The organism is Streptomyces aureus, from assembly GCF_001418135.1.
In the GTDB taxonomy this organism is placed as follows: domain Bacteria; phylum Actinomycetota; class Actinomycetes; order Streptomycetales; family Streptomycetaceae; genus Streptomyces; species Streptomyces aureus_A.
In genome coordinates, this window is the sequence record NZ_LIPQ01000063.1 from 1 (window position 1) to 18,017 (window position 18,017).

Consider the following 18,017-nt stretch of genomic DNA (forward strand, 5'->3'; position numbering starts at 1 on the left):
GTCGAGAAGCTGACCGGCGCCGCCAACGGCGACGGCGGCACCGACGGCGTCGACGGCAAGGGCGAGCACTGGAAGGTCACCACGGCCGACGGCACCCAGTACTTCTTCGGCCGGAACCGGCTGCCCGGCTGGAAGGACAACGACGCGGCCGCCGACGACCCGGTCACCAACTCCACCTGGACCGTCCCGGTCTTCGGCAACCAGACCGGCGAGCCCTGCCACGACTCCTCGTTCGCCGACGGCTGGTGCCAGCAGGCCTGGCGCTGGCAGCTCGACTACGTGGTCGACCCGCACGGCAACGCCATGGCGTACTACTGGAACACGGAGAAGAACAACTACGGCCGCAACGTCTCCGAGACGACCGGCGAGTCCACCGTGACCTCCTACGTCCGCGGCGGCTGGCTCGACCACATCGACTACGGCCTGCGCGACGACGCCGTCTACACCGGCAAGGCCATGGGCAAGGTCGAGTTCGGCGTCGACGAGCGCTGCCTCACCGACTGCGGCACCTTCGACGAGACCAAGGCAGGAAACTGGCCCGACGTCCCGTACGACCTGTACTGCAAGGACGGGGCGACCGAGTGCAAGGACCAGTACTCGCCCAGCTTCTGGTCGCGGAAGCGGCTGACCGGCATCACCACCAAGGTGCTCACCGGCGGCGCGTACAAGGACGTCGACACCTGGACGCTCGACCAGAACTTCCCGCCCTCCGGCGACGGCATCTCCACCCCGATGTGGCTGAAGTCCATCCAGCGCAGCGGCAAGAGCGGTGGCACGGTCACCCTGCCGACCGTCACCTTCGCCGGCCAGCAGCTCGCCAACCGGGTCGACAGGACCGGTGACGGTCTCGCCCCGTTCATCCGGCTGAGGCTCTACCAGATCACCACCGAGACCGGCGGCACCATCGGCGTCACCTACTCGCAGCCGGGGTGCACCACCAGCACGCTCCCAGCGGCCGACGCGAGCAACGACCACGTCCTGCTACCCGGTGAAGTGGGCGTTCGAGGGCGAAACGGCGCAAGCTCGACTGGTTCAACACCTACGTGGTCAAGCAGGTCGTCGAGGGCGACAACCTCGTCGAGTCCCCGGACAAGGTGATCACGTACGACTACCTCGACGGCGCCGCCTGGGCCAAGAGCGAGGACGAGTTCACCAAGGCCGAGGACCGCGTGCACTCGATCGCCCGTGGCTACGGACGGGTGCAGACCCGAGTCGGCGCGGCCGACGATCCCAGGACCCTCTCGGAGACCCGGTACTTCCGCGGCCGTGACGGGCAGGCCGTCAAGGACTCCGCGGGCGATGCGGTGACGGACCGCGAGCAGTTCGCCGGCATGGTCCGCGAGAGCGTGACATACAACGGCGACGACACCTCGAAGCCGGTTTCGGCGACGTCCCACACCCCGTGGCGGTCCGCGGTGGTCGCCACCCGTACCCGCGCCGGTCTGCCGGATCTCGTCTCCTACAAGACGGGCACCCAGAAGGAGCGGACCCGTACCACCGTCACCGGCGGTACGCGCACGACCGAGGTCAGCCGCGGCTTCGACTCCTACGGCATGCTCTCCACCGAGTCGTTCACCGGCGACAACGCCGTACCGGGCGACGAGCGTTGTGTGACGACGAGCTACGCGCGCAACACCGCGGCCCACATCCTCGACAGGGTCAGCCGCGTGGAGACCGTCGCCGTCCCCTGCGGGGCCACCGTCTCCCGTCCCGGTGACGTCATCGACGACCTCCGGACCTCCTACGACGGCGGGGCGTTCGGCGCCGCGCCGACCAGGGGCGACGTCACGAGGACCGAGCGGATCAACGGCACCGGCACCGGCTACGACCAGGTGACCAGCACCCCCGCCGCCGACTTCGACGTGTACGGCCGTCCGCTCTCGGCGGCGGACCCCTACGGCAAGGTCACCAGGACCGCCTTCACTCCGCCCACCGGCGAAGTCCCGACCTCCATGGTCGTGACCAACCCGCTCGGCCACACGGTGACGACGGTGCTGGAGCCTCTGCGTGGCCAGGCCGTCCAGGTGACCGACGCGAACAACAAGGTCACGGGCACGGCGCACGACGGTCTGGGCCGGGTCACGAAGGTGTGGCTGCCGACCCGGTCGCGGACCACGTACCCGGATTCGCCCAACTACGTCTTCGACTACCTCGTCCGCAAGGACGGGCCGATCGTCACCACGACGAAGGTCCTGTCCCACGACGCGCAGTACAAGTCGGCCTACTCCTTCGCCGACGGGCTCCTGCGCTTCCGTCAGACCCAGGAACCGTCGCAGGACGGCGCGGGCCGGATCGTCTCGGAGTCCTTCTACGACACCCGGGGCCAGGCCTGGCGGAACTCCGGTTCGTACTTCGCCACCGGCGCGGCCGAGCCCGCCCTGGTCACCGGACAGGAGCTGAAGTACCCGGCGTCCACCGACACCGAGTACGACGGTGCCGGACGGGTGACGGCGGTCATCTCCCGGACGTTCGGGGACGAGACCAGGCGCTCCACGACCCTCTACACCGGTGACACCACCACGGTGATCCCGCCCCGGGGCGGTGTCGCGACCACCGCTGTGGTCGACGCCGTCGGGCGCACCGTCGAGCAGAGGCAGTACACCGACGCCGCCCGCACCACCTCCCAGTCGACCCACTACACCTACGACCGGCTGGGCCGACTGGGTCGGATCACGGACCCGTCGGGCGCGACCTGGAAGTACGTCTACGACGTCCGCGGCCGCAGGGTCGAGTCGCACGACCCCGACCAGGGCAAGACCAAGACCGACTACGACCAGGGCGACCGCGCTGTCGGCGTCACCGACGCCCGGCTGATCACGCTGACCTCGGAGTACGACGCGCTGGGTCGGCGGACGGCGCTGAAGCGGGGCACCACGAACCTCGCCACGTGGGAGTACGACACCGTCGCCAAGGGCCACGTGTCGAAGTCGACCCGCTGGGTCGGGGGCAAGGAGTACGTCTCCGCCGTCACCGCGTACAACAGCTTCTACCAGCCGGCCCTCAGCCAGGTCACCGTCCCCGACAGCGAGGGCGCCCTGGCCGGCACGTACAAGTGGACCAACTCGTACAACGCGAACACCGGCCAGCTCATGTGGATGATGCAGCCAGCCGCGGGCGGGCTGCCCGCGGAGAAGGTGGCCAACACCTACACCCCCGTCTCCGGTCTGCTCAGGACCGTCGGCGCGGGCAGCGACCAGATCATCGCGTCGAACACCTACGACCACTACGGGCGCAACACCCGTCAGGTGTACGGGGCGTTCGCCCAGCAACTCTGGGTGAGCAGCGAGTACGACGATCACACCGGTGCGGTGAAGCGCCGTTACCTCGACCGTGAGGTGGCGCCCCAGCGGATCGAGGACGTCCGGTACTCGTACGACGACGCGGGCAACATCACCTCGCTCGCCTCGGCCTTCGGCCAGGACGCGGCACGCGTCACCGACACCCAGTGCTTCCAGTTGGACTCGCTCCGCCGGATCACCGAGGCGTGGACCAACGTCGGCGACACCTGCGCCGCCGCTCCCACCTCGTCCACGGTCGGCGGCCCGGACGCCTACTGGACCACCTACGCCTACGACGCCGTCGGCAACCGCAAGACGGAGACCAAGCACCGCACGGCCTCCGGCCCGACCGCCGACACGGTCCGCACCTACGCACCCGCCACGGCCGGAACCCACCGCCTGCCCAAGGTCACGCAGACGGGAACCGACCCCCACGAGGAGAACTTCACCTACGACGACGCGGGCAACACCCGGACCCGGACCATCGGTGCGGCCGCCGCCCAGACGCTCAACTGGGACGCCGAAGGACATCTGGACTCCGTCGTCCAGGGCACGAAGACCACCTCGTACCTGTACGACACCGCCGGTGAGCGGCTGATCCGCCGGGACTCCACCGGCACCACCCTCTACCTGCCGGGCGGCAACGAGCTGAAGCTCGACAAGGCCGGCGTGGTCACCGGAACCCGCTACTACAGCGTCGCGGGCAAGGCGGTCGCCATGCGCACGGGCGGCAAGCTGACCTTCCTGTTCAGCGACCACCACGGCTCGGGCACCACCCAGGTGTCCGCCGACGCCACCCAGACGGTCAACCGCAGGAAGCTCGACCTCTTCGGCGCGGCGCGCGGCGCGCAGCCGGCGGCGTGGGCGGGCGACAAGGGCTTCGTCGGCGGCACCAAGGACACCGACACCGGCCTGACCCACCTCGGCGCCCGCGAGTACGACCCGGCCGTCGGCCGCTTCGTCTCGGTCGATCCGCTGATGGATCTGTCCGATCCGCAGCAGACGCACGGCTACACCTACTCCAACAACAACCCCGTCTCCCTCTCCGACCCGACCGGCCTGAAGCCGGCCGACTGCCTCGAACACGGCGTCAGCTGCTCCTACACGGGCGACGGCGGCTGGGACGTCGAGGTGAAGGACACCTCGGACGAGCCGAACACGTACACGAAGACGTACGCCAAGGTGGACCACGAGCAGCGCAAGGAGAACTGGAAGCAGGGCCAAAGGGACACGACCCGGAAGAAGCGGATCGAGTACCTCGCCCAGAGCGACGAGGTCGACGAGGTGGTCAAGGAGGCGAAGAAGGGGTGCCGCAAGGGACGCGGGATAGGAGCTGTCGCCTGCACGATGGAGGTCACCTCCGACTGGTTCCGGGAACACACCGCCGAGCAGATCTACGGCGACGCCCTCGACCGGATCGACGAAGGCTGGAAGGACCCCCACAAGAGGGACGACGCCTTCAGCGAGGACGAGTTCGACCTGGCGCTCCAGCTCGCACAGGAGGGACAGACCGTCGTCTCCCGGGGAGAGGACATCCCCTCGCCGGGGGCCGAGGGCAACAAGCGCTTCGACGCGTGGGTCGACGGCATCCGGTCCGAGTTCAAGATTCTCGGGACCAAGAACGAGAGAACGGTGAAGGACGCGCTCTCCGACGCCAACAAGAAGGGAGCTGACGCCCTGTACATCAAGTTCAAGAACCTCGACACGGACGAGGGCAGGGCGATCATCGACAAGTGGGCGGGCGACACCCGGCGCACCGTCAACCTGACGACGATCTATATCGTTCACGACGACGGCATCGAGCCGATCCACTACCGATAGACGGGTTGGTCGCAGTGCGAAACCACGCTGCCATCGCGGCGATGCTGGCCGAGGAGAGCCGGCGGCACCTCCAGCTGTCCGTGCGGGACACGGACGTGGACGTCGCCGTCTCCGCCTCCGGTGTCGCCCTCTACGGCTTCTCCGTGGAGCACGCGGCCGTCCGCCCCGCCTGGGAGTGGTGGCGGGACCGGCACGACCGGTCCCGTCTCGTCCCCTTCGTGAGCGGCCAGAGCCCGACGCTGACGGTCGAGTACGACCGCGGCGGCGGGCCCTGGAGCGGCGGCAGCCGGGAACTGCTGGCGTCGGCGCTCCGGCCCGTGCCGTCGGACGTCGTGGCCGAGCTGAAGGCCGCGCGTCTGCGCGAGATGATCGACATCCACGTCCCGCCCCGGGACGAGGCCGATCGTCAGGAGATCGCGGAGTACGAGCTGCTCTTCTCTCCGGAGGCGGTGGCGGCGGAGCTCTCCGCCGCACCGCGGGAGACGACGCCGGCGTTCTCCACGCCGGGGGATCCGAAGGAGCCCCTGTGGCTGACCTTCGTCGAGGCGGAGGCGGGCTACGAGCTCCCCGCGCTGTTCCCCCGGCTGATCTCGACGCCCAACTGGTCGGGCCACCCCGACCGGGAGCTGCTCCCCGCCGACCACGTGGCGGTGCTGAGGCACTGGCACGAGCGGTACGGGGCGGAGTTCTTCTTCGCGGACTCGGCGAACCTGCACCTCGTCGTCGCGCGCCCGCCCCGCACCCCGGCCGAGCGCGCCGAGGCCGCGGTGGAGCAGTACGTCTACTGTCCGGACCTCGGAGATCCCGAGCTGATCGGGAACGGCCAGGCAGGGTCCACCGAATGGACCTTCTGGTGGGACTGACGGACGGCTGAACAGTGAGAGACCGGTGCCCCGGCGGACATCCCGCCGGGGCACCGGCATGTCCGCGGGGTGCGCGGCACGTCTCCCGGACTCACGCGTCCCAGAGCGCGCCGAAGGTCAGCAGGTCGCTCCGGTACTCGACGACCTCTTCCCACTCCTTCGGCCAGGCGCCCGCGCCGAGGTGGGCACCCGCGAAGGCGCCCGCGAGGGCGGCGATCGAGTCGGAGTCGCCCCGGGTGCAGGCGGCCCTGCGGAGGACGGTGAGGGGCTCTTCGGGGAAGAGGAGGAAGCTGAGGAGCCCGGTCGCGAGGGCTTCCTCGGCGATCCAGCCGTCCCCGGTGTACGTGCAGGGGTCGAGCTCCGGGTCGGCCGTGCGCTGGACGGCGTCCAGACGCTCCAGGATGGCCAGGCACTCGTCCCAGCCCCGCCGGACGAAGGAGAGCGCGGACGGGTCCTGGGAGCGGGTCCAGAGGTCGCCGAGCCAGTGCTCGTGGTAGCGGGAGCGGTTCTCGTACGCGTACGAGCGCAGCTGTCCGACGAGTCCGGCCGGGTCGACGCCCTGGGCGAGGAGGTACACGGCGTGGGCGGTGAGGTCGGAGGCGGCGAGCGCGGTGGGGTGACCGTGGGTCAGGGCCGCCTGGAGCTGGGCGGCGCCGGCCCGCTGCTCCTCGCTGAGCCCGGGGACGAGCCCGATGGGGGTGACCCGCATGTTGGCGCCGCAGCCCTTGGAGCCGAGCTGGCTGGCGTCCTGCCAGAGCCGGTCGCCGTCGAGGAGGCGACAGGCGCGGAGGCAGGTGTTGCCGGGGGCACGGTTGTTCTCGGGCGAGTGGTACCAGTCGACGAACTCGTCCCGGACCGGCCGAGCGAGGCGCAGCGGGGCGAGCACGCCGCGGTCCGTCGCGGTGCGGATCCCGCGGGCGAAGGCGAGGGCCATCTGGGTGTCGTCGGTGACGTACGCCTTCCCGTTCCTGACGGGCAGCGGCATCTCCCGCCAGGGCCCGAACGATGCCAGGATCGACGGCACGTCCTTGAACTCGGTCGGGAAGCCCAGCGCGTCGCCGAGCGCCAGTCCGATCAGGGAGCCGGTCGCGGCCTGCTTGGTCGCGGTGCGGGTCGGGTTCACGTGGATCGTCCTTCCGGTCGCAGGAGGGGCGGATGGAGCGTGGTGGCCTCGCCCGCCCGGTAGAGAGCGGCCGGTTTCCCCCGTCCGCCGGTGAGGCGCGGCGGCCCTTCCACGGCCTGGACGAAGCCGGGCGTGGCGAGGACCTTGCGCCGGAAGTTGGGGCGGTCGAGCTCGACGCCCCAGACCGTCTCGTAGACCTGCCGCAGCTCGCCGAGGGTGAACTCGGGCGGGCAGAAGGCGGTCGCGAGGCAGGTGTACTCCAGCTTGGCGCCGACCCGTTCGTGGGCGTCGGCGAGGATGCGGTCGTGGTCGAAGGCGAGCGGCCCGTGCGTGCCGTACGGCATCCACCGGGCCTGCGCCGCGTCTCCGCCGCCGCGTGGTTCGGGTGCGTCGGGCACGAGCGCGGCGAAGGCGACGGAGACGACCCGCATCCTCGGGTCGCGGTCCGGCTCGCTGTAGGTACGGAGCTGTTCGAGGTGGAGTCCGGCGACGGTGGTCTCGGAGAGTCCGGTCTCCTCGGCGAGTTCGCGGCGGGCGGCCCGCTCGGCGGACTCGCGGGGCAGGACGAAGCCGCCGGGGAGGGCCCAGTGTCCGGCGTACGGCTCCTGGCCGCGCTCGACGAGCAGGACGTGGAGGCGCTCCTCGCGGAGGGTGAGGACGGCGAGGTCGACGGTGACGGCGAACGGCTCGAAGGCGTACGGGTCGTAGCCCTCGGGCACGCCTCCCGGCCCTGCCCCGGGCCTCCTCCCCGGCCCTCCGCCCGGCACCCGGTCGCCGTTCATCGGCGCTCCGGCAGCGGGTCGGCGAGGTGCCAGCCCTCGGCGAGCAGCCCGTCGACGGCGGCCACCGCGGCCGCGAGGCGTTCCTCGTGCGGGCCGCTGAGGACGGCCGTGCGGCGGCCGCTGTGGGCGAGCTGGGTGAGGAAGCGCGCGGTCATCCAGGGCCGCAGGTGCTCCCCGTCGCGGAGGCCGTCGTCCTCGAAGGCGACGCCCCGGTGGTCGGTGAGCAGCCAGAGGTGCTGCCGACCGTGGGCGGCGATCTCGCCGGTGGCGGGGCTGGTGGTGCCCATGTACCGCTCGTGCCAGATGGTGGTGGCGAAGGCGTCGGTGTCGCAGAAGAGGACGGGTGAACCGTCGCGGGCCGCCTCTTCCTCCAGTTCGGCCTGGCGCTGGGCGATGACGGGGAAGTCGGAGGAGTGGAAGGCGACGTCGGCCCATGTGGCGCCGGGGCGTTCGGCGCGGAGCTCGGCGAGTTTGAGTTCGCTGTACTCGCGCCCGTACTCCGGCACGTACCGGGTCCTGGCCCAGACGCCGCCGCGCCGCCGGTAGTGGTCGGCCAGGGCGAGGGCCATGGTGGTGGTGCCGGTGGACTCGGCGCCGAGAACGACGACGCGCCGGGTGAGCGCGGAGCGCACGGGCGCCTCCAGGAAGTCCCAGCAGCCGGCGGGGTCGGCGCGGACGGCGGTGCCGGAGACGGGGAAGCGGTCGCGCGCGGGGTCGACGCAGACGGACTCGGCACCGAAGCGGCGGGCGAGCTCCTCCCCGTACGGCTCCGAGGTGAAGACGGCGTCGACACGCTCGGGCACGGCGGCCCGGAAGACGGCCATGTGGGCGTCCCAGACGTCGGGGTCGTGGAGGTCGACGGGGATGTCGTCGACGGCTCCGACGACGAGGGCGTCGGGGTGGATCTCACGCATCCAGGCGACCCGGTCCTCCAGGGGGAGGCTCTCCACGGAGGAGGCGCAGACGAGGACGGTGAGGCGCTCGCAGCGGTCGAGGGCCGTGTTGACGAGATGGTGGTGGCCGGCGTGCGGCGGATAGAACTTGCCGAGGACCAGGCCGTGTCCGTAGCGCCTCATGCCGCCGCCTCCACCTGGAGGGCGCGGCGTGCGGTGAGGTCCTTGGTCCAGCCGCGCAGGCCGAGGACGCAGAGCGTCATGAAGCCGACGTAGAGCAGCGAGGTCAGGTACAGCTCCTTGTAGGCGTACAGAGGTACGTAGACCACGTCGGCGGCGATCCACAGCCACCAGGACTCCAGCCGCTTCCGGCACTGGCCGTAGGTCGCCATGAGGGAGAGCGCGGTCGTGAGGGCGTCCCAGAAGGGGACGGTCGAGTCGGTCGCGCGGTCGAGCAGCAGGGTGAGGGCGAGGGTCCCCACCACCCCCGCCGTGAGCAGCCACGTCCACTCGGTGCGCGTGGTGCGGCGCACCGGGAGGGCGTCGGAGCCTGGTCCACCCCCGTGGGTCCAGGTCCACCAGCCGTACACGGCGAGGGTGATGAAGACGATCTGGAGGCCGGCGTCCGCGTACAACCCGGCCTGCGTGAAGAGCAGGACGAAGAACAGGTTGTTGGCGATGCCGATGGGCCAGTTCGCGAGGTGCTGACGGGCGACGAGCCAGACGCAGAGCGCCCCGCTGCCGAATCCCAGGACCTCGGTCCAGCTGACCGGGGTGTCCAGGATCGTGAAGAGCGGCTGCTGCAGCGGTTCGAGAATGCTTGCGAGGCTCACGCCCGCCTCCTTAAGAGTCATGTTGACTATAAAGGTCGGCGACCTTCGGCCACAAGCCCGGAAAGCGCGGCGCCGAGCCCCTCCGGGGATCAGCCGCCCGTCGCCCCCGCGCCGCCGCGGAGAACACGGAAGCCCGCGACCGACGGACGGTCGCGGGCTTCTCGCGTGGAGCAGGCCTTGGGCCTGCGGGCCTCGGGGCCTTACATGCCGACTTCCTTCATCAGCATGCCGACCTCCGTGTTGGTGAGCCGGCGCAGCCAGCCCGACTTCTGGTCGCCCAGACCGATCGGGCCGAAGGCCGTACGGACCAGCTTCTCGACCGGGAAGCCCGCCTCGGCGAGCATGCGTCGCACGATGTGCTTGCGGCCCTCGTGCAGCGTGACCTCGACCAGGTAGTTCTTTCCGGTCTGCTCGACCACGCGGAAGTGGTCGGCCTTGGCGTAGCCGTCCTCCAGCTGGATGCCGTCCTTGAGCCGCTTGCCGACCTCACGGGGCAGCGGGCCGGTGATGGCGGCCAGGTAGGTCTTCTTCACGCCGTACTTCGGGTGCGTGAGGCGGTGGGCCAGCTCACCGTGGTTGGTGAGCAGGATGATGCCCTCGGTCTCCGTGTCGAGCCGGCCGACGTGGAAGAGACGCGTCTCACGGTTGGTGACGTAGTCGCCGAGGCACTGGCGGCCGTCCGGGTCCTCCATGGTGGAGACGACACCGGCCGGCTTGTTCAGCGCGAAGAACAGGTACGACTGGGTGGCGACGGTCAGGCCGTCCACCTTGATCTCGTCCTTCTCCGGGTCGACGCGCTTGCCCTGCTCCAGGACGATCTCGCCGTTGACCTCGACGCGGGCCTGCTCGATGAGCTCCTCACAGGCACGCCGCGAACCCATGCCGGCGCGGGCGAGGACCTTCTGCAGCCGCTCGCCCTCCTGCTCGGCGCCGGGGAAGGTCTTCGGGGTCTTGATCTCCGGCCGGTTCTCGTACCGCTCCCGGTTGCGCTGCTCGATCTTCGCGTCGAGCTCGCGCGAGCGGGCCGGGGCCTGGCGCTGGCCGTGCGGGCCACGACGGGGCGGCATGCCGCCCTGAGGGGCCTTGGGGCCGCCCTTGGCGCCGCCGCGGGCCGCGGAGCCGCGACCCTTCTTCGGGGCCTCGGAGGGGGGGCTCACGTCGTAGGAGCGCTCCTCGGGGCGGGGCCGGCGCGGGTTGCCCGGGCTCTTCTGGCCGTCACGGCCGCCGCCCTGGTAGCCGCCACCGCCGCCCTGGTAGCCACCGCCGCCGGAGCCGCTGCCACCGCGGTAGCCACCGCCACCGCCGCTGCCGCCCCGGTGGCCGCCACCGCCACCGCTGCCGCTGCCGCCACCGGAACCCCGGTAGCCGCCACCGCCGGCGCCGCTGCCACCACGGCCGCCACCGCTGCTGCCGCCGCGGCCGCCGCTGTTGCCACCACGGCTCCCGCCGTTGTTTCCGCTGCTGTTCCTGCCGCTGCTGCTTCGCATCAAACTTCCGTCTTGTCGTCGTCGTCCTCACGATCCGGTGCATCCGGATCGAACGACGGGACTCCTTCCAGTGAGTCCGGCTCGACCGCCTCCGCCTCGGGGAGGAAGGGCGCGAGCTCGGGGAGCTCGTCCAGGCCGCGCAGGCCCATCCGCTCCAGGAAGTAGTTCGTCGTCCTGTACAGGATCGCACCTGTTTCGGGTTCCGCGCCCGTCTCCTCCACCAGACCCCTCTGGAGGAGGGTCCGCATCACGCCGTCGCAGTTCACGCCGCGGACCGCGGAGACCCGGGAACGGCTGACCGGCTGGCGGTACGCGACGACCGCGAGGGTCTCCAGAGCCGCCTGGGTGAGCCGGGCCTGCTGGCCCTCCAGGACGAAGGCCTCGACGGCCGCGGCGTGGGCGGCGCGGGTGTAGTAGCGCCAGCCTCCGGCCACCTGGCGCAGCTCGAAGCCGCGGCCCTGGACGGTGTACTCGTCGGCCAGCTCGCGCAGGGCGTCGGCCACCTCGCGGGGCGTGCGCTCAAGGACCTTGGCGAGATGCGCCTCGGTGGCGGGCTCGTCGACGACCATGAGGACGGCTTCGAGAGAGGGCTTGAGGTCGCTCATGCGGTGGTCTCCTGGGTGGTCTCCTGGTCGAACTCGTCGGTCACGGCCCCCGTGGGATCGGTCTCCCCGCCGGTCCAGGAGACCGTGAGGTCCCCCAGCGCGGTCTCCTGGTCCAGGGCGACCGCCTTCTCCCGGTAGAGCTCCAGGAGGGCGAGAAAACGGGCCACGACGGTGAGGGTGTCGTCGCCGACGTCCTCGATGAGCTCCCGGAAGAGCGCGGTCCCGCGCACCCGCAGGAGCGAGACGACCACGGCGGCCTGCTCACGGACGCTGACGAGCGGGGCGTGGATGTGGTCGACGTACACCTGCGGCTCGGCCTTGGGCTGCATGGCCTTGACGGCCAGCCTGGCGAAGCCCTCGGCGCCGATGGAGATGACGACCTCGGGGAGCAGCTCGGCGTGGTGGGGTTCGAGTCCGACGGTACGGGGATGGCGGCGGCCCTCGGCCTCCCAGCGCTCCTCGAAGATCGCCGCGATGCGCTTGTACGCGCGGTACTGGAGGAGCCGGGCGAAGAGCAGGTCGCGGGCCTCCAGGAGCGCGAGGTCGGCCTCGTCCTCGACCTCGGCGGCGGGCAGCAGCCGGGCGGCCTTGAGGTCGAGCAGGGTGGCGGCGACGACGAGGAACTCGGTGGTCTGGTCGAGATCCCCGTCGGGCCCGAGGGCGCGCAGATGCGCCATGAACTCATCGGTGACCTGGGAGAGCGCGACCTCGGTGACGTCGAGCTTGTGCTTGGTGATCAGCTGCAGCAGCAGATCGAAGGGCCCCTCGAAATTGGCCAGCCGCACGGTGAACCGCCCGTCCCCGGCCTCGGGCCCGGCCGAAGGCTCGGTCTCGGCCGCGGGTCCGGTCTCCGGCTCGGGATCGGGACCGGCCACCCGCCCGGTCTCAGGCTGGGGACCGGGCCGCGCCTCGGGCCGAGGCACGGCCTCTGCCTCGGCAGCGGGCCCGGCCACCGGCCCGCCCTCGGGCCCGCTCGCGGCCCCGGGCCGCGCCTCGGCCTCGGGCCCGGCCCAGGGTTCCGGCCCGGCCTCGGTGGGCGCCGCGGGTGCCGCCGCCGGTGCCTGAGCCGGCTCCGCGGTGGCGTCGGCCGCCTCGGCCCCGGCCGTGGCTCCGGCCGTCGCCTTCGCGGCCTCGACTCCGGACTCGGGATGAACCTCAGGCGCAGTCCCCGGTCCGCCCTCGCGCTCGGGCGCGGGCTCAGGAGCGGGCGCGGTCAGCGCACCGGCGCCGGACCCGGCCGCACGTTCCGCGACGGCGTCGCCGGCCGCGCCCACCGCCTCCCCGTGGCCGGCCCGGCCCGCCCCGGCCCTCTCCGCGACCCCACGGCCGGCGGGGGCGGGGGAAGCCCCCGGCCCCGCCGCCGGAGCGGCCGCAGGCCCCTCCGGCTCGCCCGGGCCGCGCCCCAGGGCGCGGCGGCGTGGCGGGCGGGACGTTTCGTCAGAGGCGTGGTGCATGGAGGTCCAGGGAACGGGGAGCGCGGCAGCCCGCAGGCTACCGTCAGCGGCCGCGCAGGCGGCGCACGAGGATGCTCGCGTCGCCGCGGGACTCCAGGTCCGCCAGGACGACCGCGACGGCCTCCCGGACGATCCGGCCCCGGTCCACGGCGAGACCGTGCTCACCCCGGAGGACGAGCCGGGCGTGCTCCAGGTCCATCAGCTCCTCGGCGGAGACGTAGACCGTGATCTTCTCGTCGTGGCGCTCACGGCCGCTGGGCCGCCGGTTCGGGGCCCGGCCACCGCCGCGCCGCCGCGCCGCCGGGGCGGGCACCGCGGCGGTGGGCGTCGCGGGCTTCTGAGCGGCGGCGCCCTGGGGCTCCGCCGTCCGGGCCCGCGGCTCCGACGCCTCGGAGTCCGCCGCCGTGTGCTCCGCGGAGCCCTCGGCCGCCGTCGTGTCGCTCTCGCCCGCGGGTGCCGGGACGGCCCTGCGGGGTGCGGACGCCTGGAGCGCCGTCCCCCCGGTCGTACGGAAGAGTTCGTCGGCGCCGGGCAGACTCACTCGGCGTGACACCGGGCGAGCACCTCCCTGGCGAGCTGACGATAGGCGGCGGCGCCCACGGAGTTGGAGGCGTACGTGGTGATGGGCTCGCCGGCGACCGTGGTCTCCGGGAAGCGCACCGTCCGCCCGATGACCGTGTGGTACACGTGGTCGTCGAAGGCCTCGACGACGCGCGCGAGGACCTCACGGCTGTGCACGGTACGGGAGTCGTACATCGTGGCGAGGATGCCGTCGAGCTCCAGCTCGGGGTTGAGCCGCTCCTGGACCTTCTCGATGGTCTCGGTCAGCAGCGCCACTCCGCGGAGCGCGAAGAACTCGCATTCCAGCGGCACGATGACCTTGTGAGCCGCCGTCAGGGCGTTCACGGTCAGCAGGCCGAGCGAGGGCTGACAGTCGATCACGATGTAGTCGTAGTCGTTCATCAGCGGCTTCAGGGCGCGCTGGAGCGTCGACTCGCGCGCGACCTCGCTGACGAGCTGGACTTCGGCGGCCGAGAGGTCGATGTTGCTCGGCAGCAGGTCCATGTTGGGTACGGCGGTCTTGAGGAGGACCTCGTCCGCCGACATGCCCCGCTCCATGAGCAGGTTGTAGACGGTGAGGTCGAGCTCCATCGGGTTCACGCCGAGACCGACCGACAGGGCTCCCTGCGGGTCGAAGTCGACGAGCAGCACCCGTCGCCCGTACTCCGCGAGCGCGGCACCCAGGTTGATGGTCGACGTGGTCTTGCCGACGCCGCCCTTCTGGTTGCACATCGCGATGATCTTCGCCGGTCCGTGGTCCGTCAGCGGACCGGGGATCGGGAAGTACGGCAGGGGCCGTCCCGTCGGGCCGATCCGCTCGCGGCGCTGACGGGCAGCGTCGGGTGCGAGGGTGGCCGCGTACTCGGGGTCGGGCTCGTACTCGGCGTCGGGGTCGTAGAAGTGCCCCTCGGGCACCTCGTCAAAGGCGGCGAAGTGGGTGGACTCTCGGCCCATCTCGTTGCCGGCCGTGGCGTTCACGTGTAGGCCGTCCATCGTCTTCATCGTGTGGGCTGTCGTCATGGGCTGGTGCGTCGCGAAGGTCCGCACCGCGACGGAGCCGATCGGAGCACCTGGCGCACCGCTCCCGGGAGTAATTGTCGACTCATTCACAAGTCGTCTTACCTCCTTGGATGTCACCAGGAACATTTATCGATAGGTCAGCGTGGCACCATGCCGACGGTTGGCGACTCTATGGCGTGTCACCGCTCCGCAGCAACACAATCCGCCGGACCCGGCCCGATGTGTCGGCAACCGAACACCTCTCTGTCAAGGGTGCGCAGGCATGCATCCACACGTTTCAGGGGTGTGCGAAACGGTTAAAGGGTTACGTTCGAGGCGAGTTGGCCGAACGTTCCGCCGGGTCCGGACACACATCCGGCCGGACCTTGTCGAACAAGGTCCGGCCGGGTGTGCGGCATTGACGGCACGCGTTGACGGCGGTGCCGCGGGGGTCAGCCCAGGAGGGTGCTCAGCTCGACGTGCTCAAGGCCGTGCGCCTCGGCCACCTCCTTGTAAACCACCTTGCCGTCATGGGTGTTGAGACCCAGGGCGAGCGCGGCGTCGCGGCGCAGCGCCTCGGCCCAGCCGTTGTTCGCCAGCGACACGATGTAGGGCAGCGTGGCGTTGGTGAGGGCGTAGGTGGAGGTGTTCGGGACCGCGCCCGGCATGTTGGCGACGCAGTAGAAGACCGAGTTGTGGACCTGGAAGGTCGGCTCGGCGTGGGTGGTCGGGTGCGAGTCCTCGAAGCAGCCGCCCTGGTCGATCGCAATGTCGACAAGGACACTTCCGGGCTTCATCTTGGCGACGAGCTCGTTGGTGACCAGCTTCGGGGCCTTGGCGCCCGGGATGAGGACGGCGCCGATGACGAGGTCGGCCTCGACGACGGCCTTCTCCAGCTCGTAGGCGTTGGAGACGATCGTCTTCACCTTGGTGCCGAAGATCTTGTCGGCCTCGCGGAGCTTGTTGATGTCACGGTCGAGCAGGGTCACGTGGAAGCCCATGCCGACGGCGATCTGGGTGGCGTTCCAGCCGGAGACGCCGCCGCCGATGACGACGCACTCGCCGGCGTGGGTGCCGGGGACGCCACCGGGGAGCACGCCGCGGCCGCCGACCGAGCGCATCAGGTGGTAGGCGCCGACCTGCGGGGCCAGGCGGCCCGCGACCTCGGACATCGGGGCGAGCAGCGGGAGCGCGCGGTTGGCGGTCTCGACGGTCTCGTACGCGATGGCGGTGGTGCCGGACCCCAGGAGCGCGTCCGTGCACTCACGGGAGGCGGCGAGGTGCAGGTAGGTGAAGAGGGTCTGGTCCTTGCGGAGGCGGTGGTACTCCTCCGCGATGGGCTCCTTGACCTTGAGCAGCAGGTCGGCCGTGGCCCAGACCTCGTCGGCGGTGGGGAGGATCTCGGCGCCGGCGGCGACGTACTCCTCGTCCGTGATCGAGGAGCCGACACCGGCGTTCTGCTCGACGAAGACCTGGTGGCCGTGGCGGACGAGCTCGTGGACACCGGCGGGGGTGATGGCCACGCGGAACTCGTTGTTCTTGACCTCGCGGGGGATGCCGACCTTCATCGTCGATCACGGTCCTTGAATCAGGGGGGATACATGGGGCACTGCGATACATACCCGGATGCAATGCGGCGCACCGGGGCAGACCACGTTCGAACGCGGCGCACCCAGTCTAATGAAGGAGTTCCCGCTGTCTAGCCTTTCAAAGTACTAATCTTTGATCGACCCACTGCGGATTTCGTAGGCAGAAGATTCCGTTTCCAGCAGTCTTTCGGCCGCGGCCCGGTGCAGCCGGGCCGCGGCCGGGTCGCCGAGCCGGTCGAGAGTGTCGGCGAGCCGCAGCTGGAGCGCGGCCTGGAGCCGGGTGTCCTGGGCGCGCCGGGCCCACTCGACGGCCTCCTCGCAGGTCCGGAGGGATTCCTCGGGCCGTCCCGCGTACTCCTGGACCCGGGCGGCCTCGCTCAACGCCCGTGCGTAGCCCGGGAGATCGTCGAGCCGCCGGTAGCCGGCCGCCGCGGCCCGCCAGCTCCGCAGCGCCTCGCCGTACCGACCCGCGTAGGTCTGTACGGCGCCGAGGCGGGCGTACAGCCTGGCCTGATCCGCTCGCTCGTCCCGGGCGAGGCGCTGGGCGAGCGCCCGCCCGTACCAGTCGCCGGCCCTCTGCCAGTCCCCCAGCTCCTGATACGAGCCACCTACGGATTCCATTGCGCGACCGGTCGCGTACGGGTCATTTGCTGCGCGTCCGGCATCCAAAGCCAACCGATATCGCAGCAGAGCGTCCTTCGTCCTGCCGGTACGGGCGTCGAGATCGGCCAGGTTCAGCAGGGCCGCGGCCCGCTCCCGGTGCAGCCCGCGCCGCTCGGCCACGTCCAGGACCAGCTGGTGGAGCCCGTACAGCTGGGGGGCGGCCGCCTCGGCGCCCCGGTGCGCGGCGAGCGCCCTGACCAGGGAGGCCACGAGCCGGCGGGCGAGGGTGTCGAGCTCCCCGTCGGCGACGGCGAGCCGGGCGGATGCCAGCAGGAAGGACTGCCGGGAACGCAGCCAGTCCGCCCCGGCGGCGACGCTGGGGAAGCGCAGGGCGCGCGGCAGACCGGCCAGCTTCCGGCGGGCCGGCGAGCCCTCGGGTTCGGTGACCGCACGGCAGGACTGGAGGAGCCGTACGGTCCGCTCCAGCATCCGGGCCCGGGCGAGCTGCACCTCGGCGGGCCGGTCGCGCTCCTCCAGCTGAGCGCGAAGGAGGGGGACGAGATGGCCGGGGACCTCGTACTGCCCGTCCTCGCCGCCTTCGAGGAGCCCCAGGGCGGCGAAGTCCGCGAGGGTGGTCGCCGCGGCCGAGACCGAGCAGCCGGCCAGGGCGGAGGCCGTGTGGGCGTCGGCCCGGCCGAGGGGGGCGAGGGAGAGGTACCGCAGTATCCGGGCGGCGGTCGCGGGCAGCGCCTCGTGGGCGAGTGAGAAGGCACGGGTCAGCGGATCGCCGCTGAGCGCGCGCAACCGCTTCGCCAGGTCGGCGACGGAGGCCTTGGGCCGGGTCGAGAGCCAGCCGCCGGCGAGAACGACCGCGGCGGGCAGCCCACCGCACTCCTCGACGAGCGCCTCGGCGGCCTGCGGATCGACGGTGATGCGGACGGAGCCGGTGAAGGCGGTGAGCAGCTCGATGGCCGACTTGGGGTCGAGCCCGCCGAGGGTGCAGGGCCGTACGTCGGGGATGCCCGTGAGCGGTCCGCGGGCGACACCGATCACCAGGGAGTCGGGGTTGTCGGGGATGAGGGGATCGGCGTGCTCGGCGTCGACGGCGTCGTCGAGGACGAGGACG

At 71.4% G+C, this 18,017-nt stretch carries 13 protein-coding genes and 1 pseudogene; 3 read left to right on the forward strand and 11 right to left on the reverse strand.

All coding sequences use genetic code 11. The annotated features are described in order from the left end of the window. From AOK00_RS40045 to AOK00_RS06860, 3 genes and pseudogenes are all read left to right on the forward strand, one after another. Window positions 1–1,098, forward strand: a pseudogene (locus AOK00_RS40045) (hypothetical protein); the annotation flags it as partial. Continuing rightward, window positions 1,044–5,099, forward strand: a complete 4,056-nt coding sequence (locus AOK00_RS06855) for an RHS repeat domain-containing protein (RefSeq protein WP_055599414.1) — start codon at window positions 1,044–1,046, stop codon at window positions 5,097–5,099. The pseudogene AOK00_RS40045 and the gene AOK00_RS06855, both read left to right, overlap by 55 nt. Before the next feature lie 14 nt (window positions 5,100–5,113). Then, the gene (locus AOK00_RS06860) at window positions 5,114–5,962 is read left to right on the forward strand and encodes a DUF4253 domain-containing protein (protein ID WP_055599415.1); all 849 of its coding nucleotides are present in this window, start codon (window positions 5,114–5,116) and stop codon (window positions 5,960–5,962) included. Between the two features lie 91 nt (window positions 5,963–6,053). Here AOK00_RS06860 and AOK00_RS06865 read toward each other — a convergent pair whose 3' ends face one another. From AOK00_RS06865 to AOK00_RS06915, 11 genes are all read right to left on the reverse strand, one after another. Further along, window positions 6,054–7,085 (reverse strand): ADP-ribosylglycohydrolase family protein, encoded by a 1,032-nt coding sequence (locus tag AOK00_RS06865; RefSeq protein WP_055599416.1) that lies wholly within the window; start codon window positions 7,083–7,085, stop codon window positions 6,054–6,056. After that, complete coding sequence (locus AOK00_RS06870; protein WP_254047264.1) at window positions 7,082–7,867, reverse strand: NUDIX domain-containing protein; 786 nt, start codon at window positions 7,865–7,867, stop codon at window positions 7,082–7,084. The genes AOK00_RS06865 and AOK00_RS06870 overlap by 4 nt, the downstream gene beginning before the upstream one ends. After that, a complete protein-coding gene (locus AOK00_RS06875; RefSeq protein WP_055599418.1) occupies window positions 7,864–8,943 on the reverse strand; it encodes an AAA family ATPase in 1,080 nt (359 codons plus the stop codon). The genes AOK00_RS06870 and AOK00_RS06875 overlap by 4 nt, the downstream gene beginning before the upstream one ends. Further along, window positions 8,940–9,593, reverse strand: coding sequence for a nicotinamide riboside transporter PnuC (gene pnuC, locus AOK00_RS06880; protein ID WP_055599419.1), 654 nt, complete (start codon window positions 9,591–9,593; stop codon window positions 8,940–8,942). The genes AOK00_RS06875 and pnuC overlap by 4 nt, the downstream gene beginning before the upstream one ends. Before the next feature lie 200 nt (window positions 9,594–9,793). Further along, on the reverse strand, window positions 9,794–11,080 hold the full coding sequence (locus AOK00_RS06885) for a pseudouridine synthase (protein ID WP_055599420.1): 1,287 nt from the start codon (window positions 11,078–11,080) through the stop codon (window positions 9,794–9,796). Beyond that, window positions 11,080–11,685 carry an SMC-Scp complex subunit ScpB gene (scpB, locus tag AOK00_RS06890; protein ID WP_055599421.1) on the reverse strand — a complete coding sequence of 202 codons (606 nt, stop codon included), beginning with the start codon at window positions 11,683–11,685 and terminating at the stop codon, window positions 11,080–11,082. Before scpB ends, AOK00_RS06885 begins: the two co-directional genes overlap by 1 nt. After that, window positions 11,682–12,959, reverse strand: a complete 1,278-nt coding sequence (locus tag AOK00_RS40050; protein ID WP_254047265.1) for a segregation and condensation protein A — start codon at window positions 12,957–12,959, stop codon at window positions 11,682–11,684. Before AOK00_RS40050 ends, scpB begins: the two co-directional genes overlap by 4 nt. A 223-nt stretch (window positions 12,960–13,182) precedes the next feature. Further along, window positions 13,183–13,692 (reverse strand): hypothetical protein, encoded by a 510-nt coding sequence (locus AOK00_RS06900; protein WP_079041869.1) that lies wholly within the window; start codon window positions 13,690–13,692, stop codon window positions 13,183–13,185. Continuing rightward, window positions 13,677–14,702, reverse strand: coding sequence for a ParA family protein (locus AOK00_RS06905; RefSeq protein WP_037637819.1), 1,026 nt, complete (start codon window positions 14,700–14,702; stop codon window positions 13,677–13,679). Before AOK00_RS06905 ends, AOK00_RS06900 begins: the two co-directional genes overlap by 16 nt. A 449-nt stretch (window positions 14,703–15,151) precedes the next feature. After that, window positions 15,152–16,267 (reverse strand): alanine dehydrogenase, encoded by a 1,116-nt coding sequence (gene ald, locus AOK00_RS06910; RefSeq protein ID WP_055599424.1) that lies wholly within the window; start codon window positions 16,265–16,267, stop codon window positions 15,152–15,154. A gap of 147 nt (window positions 16,268–16,414) precedes the next feature. Continuing rightward, on the reverse strand, window positions 16,415–18,017 hold a 1,603-nt coding region (locus AOK00_RS06915), incomplete at its 5' end, for a tetratricopeptide repeat protein (RefSeq protein WP_055599425.1).

Coding starts and splice junctions, on each gene's coding strand:
- scpB (WP_055599421.1), bottom strand. CDS start 11,685: ATGAGCGACCTCAAGCCCTCTCTCGAAGCCGTCCTCATGGTCGTCGAC.
- ald (WP_055599424.1), bottom strand. CDS start 16,267: ATGAAGGTCGGCATCCCCCGCGAGGTCAAGAACAACGAGTTCCGCGTG.
- AOK00_RS06875 (WP_055599418.1), bottom strand. CDS start 8,943: ATGAGGCGCTACGGACACGGCCTGGTCCTCGGCAAGTTCTATCCGCCG.
- AOK00_RS06870 (WP_254047264.1), bottom strand. CDS start 7,867: ATGAACGGCGACCGGGTGCCGGGCGGAGGGCCGGGGAGGAGGCCCGGG.
- AOK00_RS06885 (WP_055599420.1), bottom strand. CDS start 11,080: ATGCGAAGCAGCAGCGGCAGGAACAGCAGCGGAAACAACGGCGGGAGC.
- AOK00_RS06905 (WP_037637819.1), bottom strand. CDS start 14,702: ATGAAGACGATGGACGGCCTACACGTGAACGCCACGGCCGGCAACGAG.